At 65.8% G+C, this 19,864-nt stretch carries 17 protein-coding genes; 8 read left to right on the top strand and 9 right to left on the bottom strand.

Annotated features, from left to right (window positions below; genetic code table 11):
• Nucleotides 1-56 precede the first annotated feature (56 nt).
• A complete protein-coding gene (locus FBR05_06335) occupies nt 57-926 on the bottom strand; it encodes an aquaporin (protein ID MDL1871805.1) in 870 nt (289 codons plus the stop codon).
• Between the two features lie 122 nt (nt 927-1,048).
• On the opposite strand from FBR05_06335, the gene FBR05_06330 reads away from it, so the two are divergent.
• Nucleotides 1,049-1,378, top strand: a complete 330-nt coding sequence (locus tag FBR05_06330; GenBank protein MDL1871804.1) for a DMT family protein — start codon at nt 1,049-1,051, stop codon at nt 1,376-1,378.
• Here FBR05_06330 and FBR05_06325 read toward each other — a convergent pair.
• A complete protein-coding gene (locus FBR05_06325; protein MDL1871803.1) occupies nt 1,365-2,180 on the bottom strand; it encodes a symmetrical bis(5'-nucleosyl)-tetraphosphatase in 816 nt (271 codons plus the stop codon). The two genes, FBR05_06330 and FBR05_06325, sit on opposite strands and share 14 nt — an antisense overlap.
• A gap of 30 nt (nt 2,181-2,210) precedes the next feature.
• Here FBR05_06325 and FBR05_06320 point away from each other — a divergent pair, with 30 nt between their 5' ends.
• Both FBR05_06320 and FBR05_06315 read left to right on the top strand, forming a co-directional pair.
• On the top strand, nt 2,211-2,693 hold the full coding sequence (locus tag FBR05_06320; protein ID MDL1871802.1) for a hypothetical protein: 483 nt from the start codon (nt 2,211-2,213) through the stop codon (nt 2,691-2,693).
• On the top strand, nt 2,690-3,178 hold the full coding sequence (locus tag FBR05_06315) for a hypothetical protein (GenBank protein ID MDL1871801.1): 489 nt from the start codon (nt 2,690-2,692) through the stop codon (nt 3,176-3,178). The genes FBR05_06320 and FBR05_06315 overlap by 4 nt, the downstream gene beginning before the upstream one ends.
• Nucleotides 3,179-3,311: 133 nt before the next feature.
• Here FBR05_06315 and FBR05_06310 read toward each other — a convergent pair whose 3' ends face one another.
• Together FBR05_06310 and FBR05_06305 are read right to left on the bottom strand one after the other, a co-directional pair.
• Complete coding sequence (locus FBR05_06310) at nt 3,312-3,743, bottom strand: 4Fe-4S dicluster domain-containing protein (GenBank protein ID MDL1871800.1); 432 nt, start codon at nt 3,741-3,743, stop codon at nt 3,312-3,314.
• 56 nt (nt 3,744-3,799) lie between these two features.
• Nucleotides 3,800-4,696 (bottom strand): ATP phosphoribosyltransferase, encoded by an 897-nt coding sequence (locus tag FBR05_06305; protein ID MDL1871799.1) that lies wholly within the window; start codon nt 4,694-4,696, stop codon nt 3,800-3,802.
• A 197-nt stretch (nt 4,697-4,893) separates the two neighbouring features.
• Between FBR05_06305 and FBR05_06300 the strand changes: the two genes are divergently transcribed.
• Entirely contained in the window at nt 4,894-5,532 is a 639-nt protein-coding gene (locus FBR05_06300; GenBank protein MDL1871798.1) for a CPBP family intramembrane metalloprotease, read from the top strand.
• Here the strand turns inward: FBR05_06300 and FBR05_06295 are convergent.
• Complete coding sequence (locus tag FBR05_06295) at nt 5,529-9,182, bottom strand: hypothetical protein (protein ID MDL1871797.1); 3,654 nt, start codon at nt 9,180-9,182, stop codon at nt 5,529-5,531. The two genes, FBR05_06300 and FBR05_06295, sit on opposite strands and share 4 nt — an antisense overlap.
• Nucleotides 9,183-9,423: 241 nt before the next feature.
• Between FBR05_06295 and FBR05_06290 the strand changes: the two genes are divergently transcribed.
• On the top strand, nt 9,424-13,818 hold the full coding sequence (locus tag FBR05_06290) for a hypothetical protein (GenBank protein MDL1871796.1): 4,395 nt from the start codon (nt 9,424-9,426) through the stop codon (nt 13,816-13,818).
• Here FBR05_06290 and lipA read toward each other — a convergent pair.
• On the bottom strand, nt 13,789-14,691 hold the full coding sequence (lipA, locus tag FBR05_06285; protein ID MDL1871795.1) for a lipoyl synthase: 903 nt from the start codon (nt 14,689-14,691) through the stop codon (nt 13,789-13,791). The two genes, FBR05_06290 and lipA, sit on opposite strands and share 30 nt — an antisense overlap.
• 54 nt (nt 14,692-14,745) lie before the next feature.
• On the bottom strand, nt 14,746-15,123 hold the full coding sequence (locus FBR05_06280; GenBank protein MDL1871794.1) for a hypothetical protein: 378 nt from the start codon (nt 15,121-15,123) through the stop codon (nt 14,746-14,748).
• A gap of 71 nt (nt 15,124-15,194) precedes the next feature.
• Between FBR05_06280 and FBR05_06275 the strand changes: the two genes are divergently transcribed.
• The 3 genes from FBR05_06275 (at nt 15,195) to mpl (ending at nt 18,803) form a co-directional block, all read left to right on the top strand.
• Nucleotides 15,195-16,127: an LD-carboxypeptidase gene (locus FBR05_06275; protein MDL1871793.1), complete on the top strand. Its 933-nt coding sequence runs from the start codon at nt 15,195-15,197 to the stop codon at nt 16,125-16,127.
• The gene (locus FBR05_06270) at nt 16,120-17,190 is read left to right on the top strand and encodes a beta-lactamase family protein (GenBank protein MDL1871792.1); all 1,071 of its coding nucleotides are present in this window, start codon (nt 16,120-16,122) and stop codon (nt 17,188-17,190) included. The genes FBR05_06275 and FBR05_06270 overlap by 8 nt, the downstream gene beginning before the upstream one ends.
• 185 nt (nt 17,191-17,375) lie before the next feature.
• Entirely contained in the window at nt 17,376-18,803 is a 1,428-nt protein-coding gene (gene mpl, locus FBR05_06265) for a UDP-N-acetylmuramate:L-alanyl-gamma-D-glutamyl-meso-diaminopimelate ligase (GenBank protein ID MDL1871791.1), read from the top strand.
• A 342-nt stretch (nt 18,804-19,145) separates the two neighbouring features.
• On the opposite strand, the gene FBR05_06260 is transcribed toward mpl, so the two are convergent.
• Together FBR05_06260 and FBR05_06255 are read right to left on the bottom strand one after the other, a co-directional pair.
• Nucleotides 19,146-19,421, bottom strand: coding sequence for a hypothetical protein (locus tag FBR05_06260; protein ID MDL1871790.1), 276 nt, complete (start codon nt 19,419-19,421; stop codon nt 19,146-19,148).
• A gap of 21 nt (nt 19,422-19,442) precedes the next feature.
• The coding region (locus FBR05_06255) for a hypothetical protein (GenBank protein ID MDL1871789.1) at nt 19,443-19,864 on the bottom strand (422 nt) is incomplete at its 5' end.

The following is a 19,864-nucleotide window of genomic DNA, read 5'->3' as shown; positions in this document are numbered from 1 at the left end:
TATTTCGGATATATTCCCGGGCCGCGGCAGGATTTTCAAGCTCAGATTCGGAGGGGCTAACCCTTGACGTTGCTGCCGCCGCTGGGGAGGTCGAGGCCCTGGTTCGGCTTCAAGTCGACCTTGCCGAAGAGCGGGCGCAGGGCCAGCTCGTAGAGCGCGCCGCCCAGGATCGCGCCGGCGATGGGCGAGACGATGTAGAGCCACCACTCGACCCCCCGGGGGCCAGGGAAGGCGATCGAGCCGTAGCCTTGCAGGTAGGCGAAGACGCGGGGCCCAAAGTCGCGGGCGGGGTTGAGGCAGGTCATGGTCAGCGGCGCGGTGACGCCGACCAGGGCGGCGACCAGGAGGCCGATGAACCAGGTGACCAGGTTCGACTTCGGCGCGCCCTCGTGGCGGTCCTCGGTGAGGGCCAGGATCATGAAGACCAGGACGCCCGTCGCCGCGGCCTCGACGGTGAAGGCGATGCCGGGCGTGACCTTGGCCCAGGAGGCCGCGTCGACGCCGATCATGCCGGGGTTGGGGAAGAAACAGCTGAAGGCCATCATGATCTTTTGCGAGCCGGGCTGGCCGATGACGACGCCCAGCTTCTCCGCGAGGCCGGGGACGAAGCCCCGCCAGAGGCATGCGACCAGCGCCGCCGCGCCGAAGGCCCCGATCACTTGGCTGGCGATGTAGGGAACGACCTTTTTCCACGAGAAGCCGCGGTAGCAGGCCATCGCGAGGGTGACCGCGGGATTGAGGTGGGCGCCGGAGACGGGGCCGACCGCGTAGCAGGCCATGACCACCGCGAGTCCCCAGAGCATCGAGACGCCCCAGAGATCCATGCCGCCGGTGTGCACGGCCATGTGCACGGCCATGTCGCCGAAGAAGACCAAGATAAAGGTGCCGAGGATCTCGGCGACGCATTCCTTCGCGGTGAGCGACATATTTCCTCCTCGAAACAGGGAAGGGGTCGATTTGCGGATGGCGGGGAGCTAGCAAAATTGCCCGAAAAAGGCCAAATGGATTTTATTTGTGCTTTTAGCGGGCCTTTTTTAGGGCTCGCCCCATGGCGACCATCATCTTGCTGACCATTTCCAACGTCTTCATGACCTTCGCCTGGTACGGGCACCTCAAGTTCCGCGAGGTCCCGCTCTGGAAGGTTATTATCATCAGCTGGGGCATCGCCTTTTTGGAATACTGCTTCCAGGTGCCGGCCAATCGGATCGGTTCTTACCAGTACAACGGCGCCCAGTTGAAGACCATCCAGGAGGTCATCACCCTCGTCGTCTTCGGGATCTTCTCGGTGCTTTATCTGAAAGAGCCCTTCAAGTGGAATTACGCGGTCGGCTTCGCCTGCCTGGTCGCCGCGGTCTTCTTCATCTTCAAGAAGTGGTGAGGTCGAGACAGGGCTGCTGAAAGACCGCGCGGTCTTCCAGGCGCAGGGCGCTCAGCTCCCGGCCCCAGGCGCAGCCGCTGTCCAGGGCGAGGGCGCCCGGCATCAGGCGCAGGCCCAGGGCCGCCCAGTGGCCGAAGACGAGGGTGGCCCCGCGGCTCTTGCGGCCCGGGATCTCGTACCAGGGCAGGAATCCCTCGGGCGCCGCCTCGGGCTCTCCCTTGAAGGCGAAGTCGATGCGGCCGTCCGGGTGGCAGACGCGGATCCGTGTGAGGATGTGCAGGGTGGATTGCAAGCGCTGCGTGCCGGTGGCCGAGCCCTCCCAACGCTCAGGACGCCCGGCGTAGACCGCGGCCAAGGCCTCGCGGCCACGCGGGCCGCGCAGGGCGGCTTCGGCCTCGCGCGCCAGGCCTTCCGACTCTTCCAAGGTCCAAGAGGGATCGAGGCCGCCGTGCACCAAGGCGTGGTCTCCCTCGCGGTGCAGCAGCGGCCGATGCCGCAGCCAGTCGAGCAAGTCTTCGCGGTCGGCGGCTTGAAGGACCTGTTCCAGGCTGTCGCGGCGTCTGGCGTGGGTCACCCCGGCGGCACGGGCCAGCAGGTGCAGGTCGTGGTTGCCCAGGACCGCGACGACGCTCTCGCCCAGGCCGCGGGCCCAGCGCAGCACTTCGAGCGAGCGCGGGCCGCGGTTGACGAGGTCGCCGACCAGCCAGAGGCGGTCGCGAGCCGGATCGAAGGCAATGCGCTCGAGCAGCCTTTGCAGCGTGAGGAAGCAGCCCTGGATGTCGCCGATGGCATAAGTGGACATAGCGGGGATTCTCTATATAGGATAATCGGGATGAGAAGGGCGAGACAAGTTTGGCTCTTGGCGCTGTGCTGGTGCCTGGCCGCGCCTGTCGCCGAGGCGCGGGTCTTTCCCTGGGACGACTATGGCCCGGCCTGCCAGTGGCTGCGCCTGAGCGGCGCGATCGAGCGCCCGGCGGGGATGGAGGCGGGGGCTCCGGTGCTGCTCACCGTGACCTATCGTTTGCCGGGCCAGGCGACGCCCGCGACCCTGCTGACCAATTATCCGATCGAAGGCTCGCGGTTCTTTTTCGTCCTCTCGGGCTTCGAAGAGAATATCCAAGGCGCGATCTTCGTCCCCCCGATGTTTTTTTTCTCCGACAAGATCGAGTTCCAATATTTCGCGACCTTGCCCGGCGGCAGGGGACGAAGCGAGTACCATCGCAGCGTTTATCATCCTCAGCGCATTAAAAAGGACGGGAAGGTGCTCTGCCAGACCGCCCTCCAGCTCGAGACTTTGAAGGTGGGCCGCCGATGAGACGAGATTTTCGAAAGACCTGCCTCGCGATAGCCCTCTTCCTGGCCGCCGCCTTCGCCCCGTCTGGGGCGCGTGGAAATTTTTACGACGAGTCCTGCCAGACCATCCGCCTCCACGGCCAGGTGCAGGTGCCGCCGGATTATAAGTCCGAGCGCCCCCTCGAGCTGACCCTCGCCTACCAGATGAATTTTCAAAAGCACCCGGCCTACCTCAAGATCAACCTCCCGCTGGGCCAGAAGGACTTTCAGATCACCTTCGCCGGCTTCCGCAAGCGCGAGCCGACGGATATCTACATCCCAATGATGTTCTGGTACCCGCGGGCGGTGAAGTTTCAATACTACGTGAAGGCGTCCGAGGGCGGTTGGATCAGCGAGACCCATCAAACGACCTATACGCCGGCGCTGAGTCGTGTGGAGGAAGTGGGGGTCTGCGTCCCGGACGTCTATCTGGATCCCTTGGTGGTGAAAAAAGGCAGGGGCTTATAAAAACTTAAAGGGCCCCCGAAGGGGCCCTTTAAAAGGAGGATCGTTTTGGAATTCTGTACCTATTATCGAGGGCTTCGACGATCCGTTGCGAAGTATTTCCAAACAATATTATAAATCTAATAAAATCAAATAGTTATTCTTCGCCCACCGCCAGCTTGGGCAGGTTGACCGAGTGCTTCCACTGCTCGATCTCCTCGCGTTTGACCACGTGGATGGCGTCGTAGGGGCAGGCGGTCTCGCAGTTGCGGCAGGCGATGCAGGTGTCCTCGTTGACCACGCAGGTGGTCTCGATCTGGGCCGGGTTGTCCTCGCGGGAAACCAGGGCCAGGCAGTTGGGGATGGGGCAGACGTGGACGCAGTACTCGCAGCCCACGCAGGAGTCCTCGTCGACCACGGCGACGGTCTTCGGCTTCTTCTTGAGCTTGACCTTCTTGTACTCCTCTTCCGGGGGACAGGAGGCCACTAAGACTTCTTTGCCCTCGGCCGCCTTGGGCAGGGTGAAATTGGGCACCCAGGCATTGGGGTCGGCGGGCGTTTCGCTTTTGACTTCGGGAGTTTCGGACATAGATCCATACCTTAACGGATTTTCCCCTTAGCGGCTAGGGGGAAGGCCTGTCAAGCCTAGGGAATCACCTTGTTTAACGGGTATTCGACGATCCCCGAGGCGCCGGCGCGCTTGATCTCGGGGAGGATGTCGCGGACCACCTGCTCGTTCAGGATGACCTCGACGCTGACCCACTCCTCGTTGGTCAGGTGCGAGATGGTCGGGGAATTGAGGGCCGGCAGCTTGGCCAGGACGGTGCTGAGGCTCTTCTTGGGGACGTTCATCTTGAGGCCGACCTTCTCCTCGGCGAGGATGGCGCCCTGCAGGAGCATGGCGATGTTTTCGATCTTCTGGCGCTTCCAGGGGTCTTTGTAGGCCTTCTTGTTGGCGATCAGGACCGTGACCGATTCGAGGATGGTCTCGAGGATGCGCAGGTTGTTCGCGCGCAGCGAGGAGCCGGTCTCGGTGAGCTCGACAATGGCGTCGGCCAGCACGGGCGGCTTCACCTCGGTGGCGCCCCAGCTGAACTCGACGTTGGCCGTCACGCCGTGCTTCTTGAGGTAACGCCGCGTGTAGCCGACCAGCTCGGTGGCGATGCGCTTGCCCTTCAATTGTTTGATGCTTTGGATAGTCGAATCATTAGGGACGGCGACCACCCAGCGGATCGGGCGGTTGGTCTGCTTGGAGTATTTCAGCTCGCAGACCTCGACCACGTCGGAGTCGTTTTCCAGCACCCAGTCGCGGCCGCACATCCCGGCGTCGAGGACCTCGTCTTCGACGTAGCGGGCCATCTCTTGCGAGCGGATCAGCAGGCCGGAGAGCTCGGGGTCGTCGACGGTGGGGACGTAGGAGCGGGAGCCCACCGAGATCTTGTAGCCGGCCTTGTGGAAGAGGCGGAAGGTCGAGTCTTGCAGGCTCCCCTTGGGGAAGCCGAAGCGCAGCTGCGGGGTCTCGATTTTGGGGGCTTTTTTCATAAATCCTGCCTTCTCCGTGTGGGCCTAGCTCCTTACCAAAACCAGCCGATCTGTCACCTCGAAAAAATATCCCTTGAGGGGAGCGGGTTTTTTCAGCACTTTGGGAGTCGGCTCGGAGCCCGTAGGCAGACGCCTATGAGGCCTTAAGCCCTCGCACCCTTTGCACGGCCGAACGGCCTTGGATCTCTTGGCCCCCCATGGAAAAAGGCACCCGCGCCACCCAGGCCTTCGCCCTCTACTGCTTCCTCGTCGCCGTCTACCTGTCGGTGGGCGGGCTCTTGCAGTATAAGCTCGGCCTCTTGGGGATCAGCATCAACGAGATCTTCATCCTTGCCCTGCCGGGGGTGGTCTACGCCCAGCTCACGGGCCTCTCGCTCAAGAAGACCTTCCCGATCCGCCGGCCGCCCTTCCAGGAGGTGCTCTGGGTCCTGCTCTTCACCGCCCTGGTCATCGTGCCGATCGCCCTCTTGGTGGAGCTGCAAACGAAGGTCTGGCCCCTGCCGGAGAGCGTCGAGGCCTTCTACGAGACCTTGATGCGGCGGGAGACCTTCCTCGACACCCTGCTCAAGTTTTTCGTCTTGGCGGCGGTGCCCGCGGTCTGCGAGGAGCTCTTCTTCCGCGGCCTCATGCAGGGGATGATGGTCTCGAGCTTCGGCGTCGGGAAGGGCATCCTCTTGACCGCGCTCTTCTTCGCGATCGCCCACGTCAATCCCTGGTACTTCGTCTATTATTTCCTGTTGGGGGCCTACCTCGGCTGGTTGCGGCACTGGCGCAACAATCTGGCGCTGTGCATCCTCGCGCATTTCGCCAACAACCTCTACAGCCTTTACGGTTAGCGTTCGGGGTTCAGGACCGTCGGCGTGTCTTCCTCGCGGAGCATCGGCCTCAGGCCCCGGGACTCGCGGTAGCGTCGGATCGGCTCGAGCAGGGTGAGGGCCGGGCTGATGTCGACGTATTCCCCGTTGAAGGGGCGGCGCAGCGGCTCGGGCAGCAGGGCGGCCTGCTCGAAGTACTCCAGGGGTTTCGAGGTCAGTATCCCGGACTCGAGGACGTCCGCGTAGACGCCGTAGGAATTCACCTCGCTGTCGCCGTAGTGGATGTGCCGCACCCAGGCGCGGCCCGCGCCGTCTTCCCCCATGATCCAGACCAAGGGTCGCGTCCGGCCGGTGTTGCCGTCGACGGCGGTGGCGCCGCGGAACTCCCGAAAGACCAAGGGGCCCAGCAGGCTGTTGGGCTGGGCCATCGCGCGGGTGGGAGAGCCGTGGAAGTCCGGGATGAAACCGTCGGGCCAGGAGAGGCTGATCATTTGCCGCAGGGTGTTTTGGATGTCGTGGGTCGAACCCCAGCCCCAGCCGGGCGGCAGGGCGAAGGCGCTGCCGGGGCGCATGGCGCGCAGGTTGCTGATGCCCAGGGGTCGCGGAAAATCCACTTCCTCTTGAAAGCCCAAGGTCATCGTGCGCACCCCCGCAGGACCCAGGGCCTCGCTGGCGGTGGAGATGTAGCGCAGGAGTTGGGTCAAGGGCATCTCGTGGGGCCGAGGTCCGCTTTGCTCCAGGCGCATCAGGGCCTCGGCGATCTCCCAGACCGGCTGCGTCTCTTGGGTGTAGTGGCGGCCCACGCCTTTGGCCAAGTGGGCGTCGCCGGCCATGTAGGGGCTCGCCCGCCAGGCCCCCGCGTCCGAGGCCGAGACGTAGAACATCCGGCGCTTCAAGACCCTTTGTCCCTCCACCTCGACCGGTACCAAGGCCAAGACGTAGCGGCGCCGATCGGTCTCGCCGTTGGATCGGGTCCGCACCGCCTCGATCACGCGGCTTAAGTAAAAATCATGGCCGCCGACTCGCAGGTGGTGGATCGGGCGCAGGAGGGGACTGCTCAGGATCTCGCGGGGCAGGGCGCGCATCGGGAGGTTCCAGAGGGCCTGGAGGGTCTCGAAGGTGATGTTGTGGATCGCGTCCATCGGGCGCCGCTCGACCGGCAAGGCCCGGTCGGGGCCGCGGACCTCGTCGGCGCGGTCGGCCGGGGCGGGAGGCGCCGCGACTCGGGCCGGCTCCGCACGGCGGGGCCCGGGCTCGGCGCGCGCGCGGAAGGCAATCGTTCCATCGTACCAGTAAGGTTCCAGGCCTCCGGCGAGACCGCTCTCAAGGTCGGCCATGTCGCGTCCGGAGAGGAGCCGCCTCCCCAGATGGGCCTCCAGCGCCTCGATCTCACCCGGCGTTTGCGCCAGCCAGGGATTGCGCTCTTGCAGGCGAGCGCTCATCGGCTCGACGCGCGTGCGCAGGAGCTGCGGCCCCAGCTGCGCGCGCCACCAGAAGCGGTGGCCCAAGCGCCGCAGCCCGGCCGCGCCCAAGTCCCACATCAGGAAGTGCAGGTAGGTCTCGGCGGCGGTCTCGGCCGAGGGTAGTCGCCAATGTCCGGTGGTCGTTCCCTCCGTCAGGACGCCGGCGCCCAACATCAGCCCGCCGCCGCCCAAGAAGGTCAGGCCGCGGGCGCCCCAGTAGCGCAGCGCCGCGGGACCGGCCACGCCCTCGGCGAGGAAGGCGCGGCGACTTAAATGTCCGAGGCCCATGGTCCCCGCCATGCCGAGGCTGCTGAACAGGGTGCCGAGGGCGAGCGCGGGCAGGGCCCGCGGGAGCTCCTCGCGCCAGGGGCGCGGCGAGGTCGCCAAGTGGTGGACGCCGCCGACCGCCGACATTGCGACGCCGACGCCCAGACCCACCGCCAGCTCGGACTGCCAGGTGAGGCGTCCGGCCCGCAGCCAGGTCCCGCCGTTGCGGGCCCAGCGCAGGAGGCCGAGGGGCATCAGCTCGGTCAGCGCGATGCCGCCGGCCAGGCCGAGCAGCGAGTCGGCGGAGCTCAGGTGGCGGAAGAGGCGGCGGCCGTTGAAGTCGGTGAGCGCGGCGCGCAGGGCGGCGGCGCGGTTTCGCAGGGCCTCCGGAAGCGTCACGCCGGGCGCGATCTCGCCCTCGGTCTCGGCGAGGTTGCGGAAGAAATACTCATAAGCCGGGGCGTAGCGTTCGTCGTCGCGGGAGAGGGCGCCCAGCGATTCGACCAGATCCGACAGGGGCTGTTCGAGGCGCCGACGCCGTCGGTCCGCGCCTCCATCGGCGACTTGGAGGACGGCGCGCGAGAAGTCGGCATAGGCGGCCAGCTCGCGCGTGGCGGCGGGCAGGCTCTCCAGCATCGTCTCGGCCAGCGATCCGTATTCCACCAGCTGCTGCACCAGGAGGCGCTGCGGCAGGTTGGAGGGAACGTTCAAGAGGTTCCGGATTTCGCGCGTGAGCTCCGGCGACTCTTGCAATCGTTCCACAGCTAGGCGCAGCGGTCGGTCTTCGGCGTCGCGGCGAAAGACGGTTGCATAGGGTTCCTGATCTTGCCGTTCGAGGATGCGCCGTGCAGCGATTGCGGCGTGCCGGAGCAGGGCCCGGCATACGGCGTCCGTAGAGGCGTCGGCCGGGGCGAAGTGTCCGGCCTTGCAGGCCCTTCGAAACTCGGGCCGTGAGGCGTAAATGGCCTCCAAATCCTGAAGGACGGCGGTGACCTCGCCTTCCGGATAGGCGGGGACGCCGCGCAGAAATTCCAAGAGGCCGCGGGCGCCGGCACCGCGCCAGTCTCCCTCCGCAAGGGCGAGGGCCGCCAGGCTTAAGGCTTGTAGATCCGCCTGGGCGCCGCCGTCGACTTGGTCGAAGAGCAGGAGGGCGTCGAGGCTCGAGCGGCTGCGCAGGTTTTCCAAAAAGGTCCCCGAGCTGTCGCCCTGCAGGGCGCGGATCGCGTACTCCGTCCCGCGCTCGACGCGGGTACGAAACAGGCCCGCACCGGGCAGGTCGCGAATCGACGCGCGCGTCTCGAGGAAGGCCCGCAGCGCCGCCTCGGTCTCGCCCTCTAACAGGGCCTGCTCGGCGCGGGCGTAGCTCTCGAAATATTCGGGGATGGGCGCGTACTCGGGATGGGACCCGCTCTCGAGGCGGTGCTGCTCGATGCCGCCGCGGATCTGGACGAAGAAGCTCCGCAGCAATTCCCGTTCTGCCTCGGGTAATTCGGCCCGGCCCTCGCGGGCGAGGACGGCGCTCAAGGCCAGGACGTTGTCGTAGAGGGCGCGGACCCGGTCGCGGGTGAAGCCTGGCGCGGTGGAGACGGCTTGCAACGCCTCCTCCGCCCAGCGCAGCGCCGCCGCGCGGATCCGACCGCGCTCGGCCGGCTCGCGGGCCCTTTCCAGCTGCAGGGCGCGGAAGTTGAGCACCGCCGCGTACTCCCCGAGCGAGCCGCCGCGGGCCATGCTTTCGGCCAGGGTGATCGCCGCCTCGAGGTCGCCCGCCGGCGCGGCGGGATCCCCTTCCCCCGCGCGGGCGAAACTGTCGCGGAAGGCCTCCCGGCGGGCGTCCAAATAGGACGCGTCGGGCTCGCCGGGCCTCACCGGCGTCGGCTGCAGGCGGGCCAGGGTCGCGAGGCCCGGCAGGCGGCGGTTGAAGTTGAAAAACGGGGGAGACAAGGGGCTCCGTCGGGGCCCCCGAGGTGTGAGAGATTATCGGCGGCAGGCGGCGGCAGTTGCCGCAGTCTTCGGTTCCGCGGCGGCGCAACTTTTCGGTCCTCCCAACGATAAGTCGTGGCTTACCTACCTAAGGCTTAAATTCAAAGATTTGAAGGTGTCTATGCATGCCGGGGCCGGCCCGCGTCTGTCGCGCGGCCATGCACATCGCGATCCCCTCCCGGGAACCGCGCCGTCGAACTCCGTGTCTCAGTTCTTGGAGGCCTTCCAAGCATTGCCCTGCCTCGCCCATCCCGCTTACGCGCGCGAATGGCGGCAGCTGGGTCTGGAGACCGATCCGACCTTGTTTTTTCAAGGCGCGCTAGGCTTCGCGGACCGGCTGCGCGAGGGCGGAGAGCTCGCGTCGGCCGCCGAGCTCTACGCCGCGATCGCCGCGCTGGATTCGCAGCCGCCGCCGGGCCCCGCCGCCGAGGTGGTTTCGCGCGCCCGGTCCCGCCTCGAGGCCTTGCAGGGCCAAGGCGCCTTCGGGGCCCGCTTCGAGGTCTTGGCCGGGCGCTTCGTGCGGGACGCGACCGACTACCGGATGATCGTCCCCATGATCGCGGGCTCGGTCGTCTTTCAGTCGGTGCGCGCGGCGAGCCTCGGCCGCCTGCTTTCCGGCGCGAGCGCCGCCTGGCACCGGCGGGGCTTCGGCGCCCGTCTCTCGGCCGGGCTGCTCGGTTACGCTGCGGAGGTCCCGGTCTTCGCGCTGTCCAGCCGGGGACTGCGGGATTTAGGAGGCGAAGCGGTCTCCTGGGACGGCGGGAGCGTCGCCAAGGACTTGGCGGGGGCGGCCATCACCCTCGCGGCCTTGAAGGGTTCTGGATACTTGGCCCAGCGGGCGCTGCAGGGCGCGCCCTCCCTCGGCGGGAGGATTCAGAAGTTTCAGCATGCGGCGTTGCCGCAGGTCGCGATGTTCCTAGGCCTGATGGCGGCTCATCGGGTCGAGGCGGAGGTCGGTCTGCGCCCGCACGTCGACGGCGCGACGGCCGTCACCGACACCTTGGCCTCGATGTTCAGCTTGGGCATCGGCAGCCGGCTCGGCCATCGGGTCCTAGGCGAGAGATTTGCGCGCTTGCAACGGGCGCTGAATCTGCGCGCCGCTGAAGCTGTCCCGACGCTAAATCGCCTCGAGTCGCTTCGTCCCTTGGCGATGGCGGGCGGGGTGTCCGGGCCGACCGTCGCCGTCCCCAACCTCGATCCCGGTCCGCGCTCCCCGGTTTATCTGGCTTCGAGCCTGGATCCGAAGGCCCAGGGCAAGTCCCCCGCCGGGAAGGCCCCGGAGGTCGCACCCCTCGAGGCCCGCGGAGGGCACCCCGCCGAACCCTCTTTGCCTCCCGAAGCGGCCGGCCTGCGCCTGCGGCCCTACCAACGCGAATACCTGAAAGCCGCCGTCGAGGCGATGCGCAAGGCCGCGAGCCAGGGCGGCCAGGGGCCCGTCCCAACTCTGCTCGATCGAGGTTACATCCTCTCGCCCTTTCAAACCGGCAAATCCCTGATCATCGGCCCCTTGGCCGAGGCGGCCCGCGGCATCTTCCCCCGAAAGCAAACCCTGGTCCTTTCTCCCTTCAAGATCGTCCAGTCCCAGGTCTTGAGGGACCTCGCCACCACCTTCCGCGGCCGGGTCAGCGTCTTCGACGCCCAACAGAAAAATCTGGACGGCGAGGTCGTCGTGGCGAGCGTCTACAGCCTGGCGAGGTATTTAAAGCAGGCCGCGGCCGGGGACCTTCCCTTTCAACCGGAGCGTTTCGGCCTGGTCGTCGTCGACGAGCTGACCTACGTCTTGGCCGACAGCTGGCGGCTCATCCTGGGCACCTTGGGCTTCGTCGACGGCGAAGGACGTCCGACGCGGAGCCGGGACAAGTTCGCCCTGGGACTGGGCGGGACTGGGGAGCGCGAAGACGGCCGTCACGTGCGGGAGTTCTTCGGCGACACCTTCCTCGCCGGTCGCGGGCTGAATTGGTTCGTCCAAGAGGGCTACCTGCATCGGGTCTACGGCCTGGAGGTTCCCTACGGAAAAACGGCGGAGGATTCGGAGCGGGTCGAGGACGGGGCGGAGTCCCTCGTGGCGATGCGCAATACCCCGGAAAATCGGCGCAGGATCCTGGAAACCTACGAGCAGTACTTGGGCGGGAAGAAGGCCATGGTCTTCGTCCAGTCCGTCCAGGCCGCGAAGGATTTGGAGGCGGATTTCAACGCCCGCCTGGGCCCCGCTTATGCCGTGGCGGTCACGGGCGAGACCGCCGACCGAAACGTCGACTTGGTTACGCAGCGATTCTCGAGCGGGGAGGGCGCTAAGGTCTTGATCGGCGTCCGCCGCCTCGCCGCCTCGTTTCGCGCCTTGGGCGTCCACGGCGTGATCCACGGCTACCAGACCTCGTCCTGGAATCTCTTCGCCCAGCGTTCCAGCCGCCCGCTGGCCCGCCAGGAAGGCGAGGCGCAGCGCGATGTCTTGATCGTCACGATGGAGGGCAGGGCGATGCCCTTGCAGCGGGCGCAGAGCGCCGCCACCCTCTTGGGCGCGTATCGCAAGCCACCCCCCGGCCGGGTCTACCGCCCCGGCGAGACCGAGGTGGGAGCGAAGGGGTCCGCCCCCGCCAAGCCGCCGCGGGGCCGCAAGCCGCTCTTGACGCCGGGCGCTTCGGGGGAGACGGCGTCTCTGCAAGCGGAGACGGACTCCTTCGCTCGGCAAATTCGGGAGGTCTTGCAGGAGCAATTCGGCGGCGACGTCCTCCGCATGTCCGAGCAGGCGAAGCTGCGGCTCGCCGAGTGCGACGCCCTGCTGCACGGTATCCTGCCGGAGACCCATCTGGAGGCGGTTCAGCTTGCCAAGCGGTTGGGAATTTCCCCGACCGCTTTGGGCGAGGCCTGGCTCCAGGACAAAATGGTTTTATTGGAAACCGCCTATCCCTTTCCTGCGGAGATGGGGGAGGCCCAGAGGAACCTGACGCGCTTGTTCCGAAGGGCGGTCCTACTCCAGGCGGGGAGTGGAAGCTTGCGGTCCTTGGTGGGAAGCGGCGCCATTTCCAAAACGCAATACAGCACGATGATCCACCGGTTTCGAGGCCAGTTTTCCCTTCAGCCGCAAAGTTTGGAGGAAGTCTATCGCTGGCTACTCGACTCCGGCGTCGCTGACTCGGAGGTCCTGCGCAATGCGATCGGAGCCTTTGTGACCGAGCGGGGCCGCGGGGCCAAGGATCGCGAGGCGGCGGTCGAGGGTTTGGAAGAAAGATTCGATCCCAACTATTTGGACGCCTTGGACGTCGCGGGAAACGTCAAGCTGTCTTCGCTATGGGGGAGCGAGCAGCCGCGCCTGCCTCCGGAGGCGGAGACGCCGGTCGAGAGATTGGATGCGAAAAGATTGGCGGAGAATGTTCGGGCCGTGTTGTCCCAGCTTTCCGACAATAGAAGGCAAGTGTTGGAGCTGCGCTATGGGCTGGGCGAGGCCGAGCCCTCGACTCTCAATAAGATAGCGCCTAGGCTAGGCATGATAACCCCCGAGCGGGTGCGGCAGATCGAGCTGGAGACCTTAAGCAAGCTGCGGCATCCCTCCATGAGCCGGTACCTTCTCCCCTTTCACCGGGAAGAGCCCGCGGATCCGTTCCATCGGCCGAATTGGGAGGGAGAAATGGCCACGCCCCTCCGAAGCCTGGGCCTAGCCACCCTCACCCAGCGGCTGATGTCGGAAAACGGCCTGACCCAGTTGGGGGACCTGCGAGCCTTGACCGAAAATTTCTTCGAACGGTTCGGGGCGCTCCGTGATTATGTATTGCAGGACGTCAATCAGGCCTTGGCACGACGCGGATGGCTCCCCGTGCCGGAGGTCCAAGAGCGGCAGGGGCCGACGTCCGAGAGCTATTCCTACATTCGACGGTACTTGCCTTTGATCGAGCGGGTCGAGGCCGGCGACAAGGCGGCTTGGCGGGAGTTGTCGAGAATCCTCGAGGCGAATCCGCCCGCGGTCCCGCCGATCTTGTTGAGGCTGTTCGCCCTCGAGAGGCCGGGATTGATCTTGGATGCGGTCCTCTTGTTGCGCCGCCAGAACCTGCCGAGAGATCACCACCTTTGGAAGGTCGCGCAGGAATACGTCTTGGCCGGCATCGCCGGGCTCGCCCCGCGCTACCCGAAGCAAATGGACTGGACCCTGGCTCGGGACGTCACCAAAGAAATTCATCAATACGGGACCTACCGAAATCCCCAGCTGACGCTGGCCCTGCGAATTTTGCGGAAGCGAGGGCTTTTGGAGGCGCGGCGCGTGTGGAATTACGCCAACCCGAAGCTTGTCTCTTTGCCGACGCCGGAAGATTCCCGCGACATCCAGGCACGGAGGCGGTTTTGGTATGGCGCCGTGTGGGTGGCGCTCCGGAGTTTGCCGGACCCGAAATCGGATTTTTCCGTCGCCTTGCTGGTCCCTGCTCCGCTCAGCTTTCCCGACCCGCTCCCGCCGGTGTTAGTCGAGCGGGGGCGCGGTTATCTCAGCGTCACCCTCCCGACGGGCCGGTTTTCGGAACTCAAACGGGCCTTGGTGTCCGACGGGTTCAAAGCATCCGAAGTCGATTCGTCGGTCCGCTTAAGGCGTTTTCAAGGTAAGCCCAGGTAGGTCCGATTTGCCCGCCTCGGGGGGCGTCGGGGCGAAGCGGCGCGCCGCCTCGTCGGCGTGGTAGGAGCTGCGGACCATCGGCCCGCTGGCGACGTATTCGAAGCCCAGATCCTCGGCGAACCTCCCCCAGGCCTCGAATTCCAGCGGCGGTACGTAGCGTTGCACCTCGAGGTGCTGCGGCGTCGGGCGCAGGTATTGCCCCAAAGTCAGGATCGTCACGCGGCCGACCTCGCGCAGGTCGCGCAGGGCCTCGCGCAATTCCGTGTCGCTCTCGCCCAAGCCCAGCATCAGGCCGCTCTTCGCCACCATTCCCGCCTGCGAAGCGAGTTGCAGCACCTCCAGCGAGCGCTCGTAGCTGGCCTGGGGGCGAACTGTTTTTTGGAGCCGCTTCACCGTCTCGAGGTTGTGGTTGAGGATGTGCGGCTCGGCCTCGAAGATGCGATGCAAGCTGTCGCCCTTGCCGCGGAAGTCCGGGATCAATACTTCCACCTGGGTCTCGGGACAGCGTGCCTTGACCTCGCGGATGGTCTTGGCGAAGTGCCCGGCCCCGCCGTCGGGCAGGTCGTCGCGGTCCACCGAGGTGATGACGACGTGCTTCAGTCCCAGCCGCGCGATCGCCTCGGCGACGTGCTCGGGCTCTTGCGCGTCCAGCTCGAAAGGCTTGCCCGTCTTCACCGCGCAGAAGCCGCAGCTCCGAGTGCAGATGTCGCCCATGATCATCACGGTCGCGGTTTGGCGCTCCCAGCAGTCGGCGATGTTGGGGCAGTGGGCTTCCTCGCAGACGGTGTTCAGCCGCAGCTCTTTGAGCATGCCCTTCAGCTGGAGGTAGTTTTGCCCGGAGGGGATCCTCGATTTGAGCCAAGCGGGTTTCATGCGGGGCGACCGTCCATGCCATCAGTCAAGCACCCCGGCCTGGGGCTGTCTAGATTAAAGTTCTTCGGGAGGGAGACGGATGCTGGCGGCCTCGGCGTGGGCGAGGGCGTCTTGGTATTCGTCGGGGGTGAGAATTTTTCCCAGGCCTCGTTTTTCGATCTCGCGGGCCTGGACTTCGGGGCTGTTCAGGACGGCGATCCCCGCGCCGCGCGGGAGTTCTTCTCCCTCCCGGCAGAGGGTGACCTTGAGGGTGCCTGAGGCCGCGCAGGGGAGGGTCTCGGAGCGGCCGTTGGCGTGAAAGGCAAGCAAGGCGTCGCCCGCCTTAAGCTCGGTCCCCGTCTTGTGCAGCCAGCGCTCGAGGGTGGCCCCCGAGGCGGCGGTCTTGGGAAAGAGGAGGGTGAGATAGACCTTCATCGTCGAAAACTTTAACACGCCGGGCTTCGGCCCTGCACCAAATAAATATTCCTGTATGCGGGCCGCGCTTCGCGCTATTTATCGGGCGAATGTCCCCCTTAAGGACCCTCAAAAAACCCCCGCCCCTGCGCCCGGGGGACACCCTCGCCGTCGCGGCCCCGGCCAGCTGCTTCGACCGCGAGGCCTTCCTCCAAGGGGTGGCCCGGCTTGAGGGCCTGGGCTTCCGGGTCCGCTTCCGCGAAGACATCTTTTCCAAAAAACGCTTCCTCGCCGGCGACGATGCGCGGCGTTTCCATGAATTGAAGGAATATCTCCTCGACGACGAGGTGCGCGCCATCTTCACCGCCCGCGGCGGCTACGGCTCGATGCGGCTGCTGCCCCTCTTGGAGACCCTGCCCAAGGATTTGCCGCCCAAGATCCTGATGGGCTACTCCGACATCACCTCGCTCTTGATGTTCGCGCAGCAGCGCTGGGGCTGGGTGACCTTCCAGGGACCGGTCGTGGCGAAGGACATCGGTGCGCGGATGGCGGCGCCGGGCGAGGCCTCGCTCCTGCGCAGCTTGGGCGACCCCCGGCCGCTCGGCGCCCTGCAGCCCGAGGGCCTGGCCGCCCTGCACCCCGGCCGGGCCGAGGGGCGCCTGGTCGGAGGCTGTCTCTCGCTCATCGTCTGCTCCCTCGGGACGCCCTACCAGCTCGACACCCGCGACGCGATCCTCTACCTCGAGGACGTCGGCGAAAAGCTCTACTCGATCGACCGGATGATTACCCACCTGCGGCTCGCCGGTCTGTTGGACGAAGTCCGCGGCATCGTCTTCGGGCCCTTGAAAGACGCCCACGACCTGCCCGCGGTGATCATGGACCTCCTGCTCGACCTGCTGGCCGACCTGCAGGTGCCGATCCTGTTCGGCTTTCCCTCCGGCCACCTCGACGATTCTTGGACCATCCCCCTCGGGACGCGAGTGACCCTCGACGCGGATCGCCCCGCCCTGATCTTCGAGGAAGGCGCGCTCTCCGATGGATAAGATTGCCGCGGCATTCGGCGAGGCCATCGCCGGCAAGGTCTTCAGCGGGGCGCAGTGGATCGCGGGGCGCGGCGCCAAAACCCTGTACCGCGGGGCCTTCGGGTCTTTGAGCCACGAGCCCGGCGCGCGTCCGGTCGGCGACTATTCCCTCTTCGACATCGCCTCGCTGACCAAGCCGGTGGCGACGACCACGCTCTGCATGCTGGCCTGGCAGTCGGGCCGCCTGGATCTGGAGGCGCAACTCCAGGACTACCTCCCCGAGTTCCGGCGCAAGGAGGCCCTGACCGTGCGGCAGCTTCTGCAGCACCATTCCGGCCTACCGGCATGGTTGCCGCTCTTCGAGGCCGCGCGCGGCAAGGGCTGGAGCTACGAGCAGGTGCGGGAGTTTTACCTGGCGCGCATCGCCGAGGTGCCGCTGGAGGCGCCGCCGGTGACGAAGCGGATCTACAGCGACTTGGGCTTCATCCTCCTGGGCTTCCTGCTGGAAGAGCTCGCGGGCCGGCGCCTGGAAGGCCTGTTTTGGGACGAGGTGGCCGTGCCGCTGGGGATGACGCGCACGATGTTCCACCCCTTGAACCACCCCGACCGCGTCATGCCGCAGGACATCGCCGCCACCGAGCTCTGCCCCTGGCGCGGCCGCCTGCTTTGCGGCGAGGTCCACGACGACAACGCCCACGTCCTGGGCGGGGCGGCGGGCCACGCGGGGCTCTTCGGCAACGCCTTGGACCTGGAGATCTTCGCCCGGGAAATTTTGGCCGCCCGCCGCGGCGCCGGGAGGCTGCTGCGCCGCGAGGCCTTTTTGGCCTTCTTCGACGGCGAGGCTCCGCTCAAGTTGGGTTGGGACACCGTCAGTCCCTCCGGCAGCCAGGCCGGGAGGTATTTCGCGCCGAATAGCTCGATCGGCCACCTCGCCTTCACCGGCTGCAGCCTATGGATCGACTTGGCCGACGAGAAATACGCCGTCCTGCTCACCAACCGCGTCCACCCCTCGCGCGACAACGAGGCGATCAAGGAATTTCGGCCGAGGATCTACGACCTCTTTTGGGAAAATCCCCCCGCTTGAAATCGTTTCCCCCATGACAAAGCCCTTCATTTGTGCCAGGACCCTCAAGCTATGAAGATCCACCTCATCGGCATCTGCGGGGTGATTCGCCAGCCCGAAGCAAGTTCGGGCTGGCTAAAGCTCAGGGGGCGGATGCCCTCCCCCTTCAACCCCCAGCAAGACATTATTTCCAAGGCGAAAAAATCATGAAGATCCACCTCATCGGCATCTGCGGCACCGGAATGGCCAGCCTGGCGGGCATGTTGAAGGCCTCGGGACACGAGGTGCAGGGCAGCGACCAGAACGTTTACCCGCCGATGAGCACTATCCTCGAGCAGGCGGGGATCCCGATTTTCTCTCCCTATAGCGCCGGCCATCTGAAATCCCCGCCGGACCTGGTCGTCGTCGGCAACGCCATCTCGCGCGGCAACCCGGAGGCCGAGGAGGTCCTGGCGAAAAACATCCCGCATGTCTCCATGCCTCAGGCGCTCTCGCGCTTCTTCCTCGAGGGCAAGACGCCCCTGGTCGTCGCGGGGACCCACGGCAAGACCACGACCGCCTCGCTCTTGGCCTGGGTGCTGGAATCCGCCGGGAAAGACCCCAGCTTCTTCATCGGCGGTCTGCCGAAAAACTTCGGGAGCAATTTCAAGCTGGGGAAGGGCGAGTATTTCGTCCTCGAGGGCGATGAGTACGACACCGCCTTCTTCGACAAGGGGCCGAAGTTCTTGCATTACCGGCCGCGGCACGTCCTGCTCACCAGCGTCGAATTCGACCACGCCGACATCTACACCGACCTCGAGCACGTCAAATCCGCCTTCCGCCGCCTGCTCGGGATCCTCCCCGCCGAGGGGAGCCTGGTCGCCAACTTGGATTTTCCCGTCGTCGCCGAGCTTCTTCGGGATTTCGCCCATCCGTCGGTCACCTACGCCATGAATCCCGAGCTGCACGATCGGGCGGACTATTTCGGCGAAATCCTCGCCACGGGCGAGCGGACAAGCTTCTGCGTCGCCTCGCGCGAGCACGGCAAGGAGTGCTGCCACCACGAAGTCTCCTGGGAGATGCCCGGCGCCCACAACGTCAGCAATGCCCTGGGCGTCGTCGCCCTCTGTCTGAATTTGGGATTGAGCTGGCAGGAAATCCGCCAAGGCCTGGCGACCTTCCAGGGGGTCAAGCGCCGCCAGGACGTGCTGGGCGAGATCGGCGGCGTCCTGGTGATCGACGACTTCGCGCATCACCCGACCGCGGTGAAGGAGACGGTCGCGGCGGTGCGCAAAAAGTACCCCGGCCGTCGGCTCTGGGCCGTCTTCGAGCCGCGCAGCAACTCCAGCAAGCGCGACGTCTTCCAAGAAGACTACCCCGCCGCCTTCGCCGAGGCCGACCGGGTCCTTTTGGCCGACGTCTTCATGCCCGAGAAGGTGAAGAGCGGGAAGGTGCTCGACGTCGACACGGTGGCCGCGGCGGTCAACCGTTCCGCGCCGGAGCCCAAGGCGCGGCATATTTCCGGGGTCGAGGCCATGGTGGCCGCCCTGGCCGAGGAGTCGCGGCCCGGCGACGTCCTGCTGTTCATGAGCAACGGTGGCTTCGGCGGGATTCACCAAAAGATATTGCAGGCTTTGCGAAATAAAACGACCTAAAGGAAAGGCTATTGCGTAAGACGCCTGGATTCCATTAAGGCTTCACCCCGTCCCTCGGGTTCTTTCTATAGGAGATTCTATGAAGCACACGTTTATCGCCCTTGCCCTCGCGGCCCTCGTCTTGGCCGCCGCCCCCGCCTCGGCCGCCACGCCGGTCTTTTCGGCCAACGGTTTCGTCTGCGGCAAGGAGGGCGTCACCGTCACCTGCAAGGGCGGCTTGCCCAACGGCAGGGACACGATCACCGGCACCGGGCACAACCTGGTCTACCTGACCATCAACACCTTTCAAGAAGGCGCGCCGACCCGCTACACCTACTTCAGCGACACCGGCTGCCTGATCGGCTACACCTTCGGCGCCGGCGGCCAGCCGGTTGCGGCGGTTGCCGCGCACCGCAGTGGCACCAAGTCGACCTTCTCCTTCGAGGACGGCAAGTACGAGAAGATCATCCAGTTCTGCATGTCGGAAAATCCGACGGCCTCCGCCCAGCCCCCCGCGAAGCCCGCGGCCCCGGCGGTGACCACCGCGCATAAGGACGCGGCCCCCGCGGCCAAGCCCGAGGCGGCCCCGGCCAAGAAGCCCGCGGCGAAGTGATTTGAAATATTTTGGAGTATTCCCAAAAGGGCGGAGCGATCCGCCCTTTATTTTTTCAGCTTCAGGAGCCAGTCGATCGAGTCTTGCCGAAAGCCCGAGGCACCCGGATGCCCGCCGCCGCCGTACTTCTGCGCCAGCTCGCTGACGTCGACGATGGGCGAGCGCAGGCTGAAGCTCCACACCTTGCCCGTGTAATAAAAAAGGATCGCCACGGCATAGCCCATTTCCTTGTAGATATACTCTCCGATGTCGCTGGCCTCGAGGCTCCAATTGACCGCGAAGGCGCGGTGTCCGTGAAAGTCGAGCTCGAAGCCGTTTTTGACGCCGCTTAAAATGTTGAGGCGTTGGCTGAGCAGGGCGTATTCGCCGCGTTCGACGATCTTGCGGAAGGCCGCCTCGTCCAGGTCGTCGATCAGCCGACGCCAGGTTTCGGAGGCGGGGTCGAGGATGTCGACCGTGTTGCGCAGAT

The organism is Deltaproteobacteria bacterium PRO3 (genome assembly GCA_030263375.1).
In the GTDB taxonomy this organism is placed as follows: domain Bacteria; phylum UBA10199; class UBA10199; order DSSB01; family DSSB01; genus DSSB01.
This window is presented reverse-complemented; position numbering and strand designations above follow the sequence as displayed.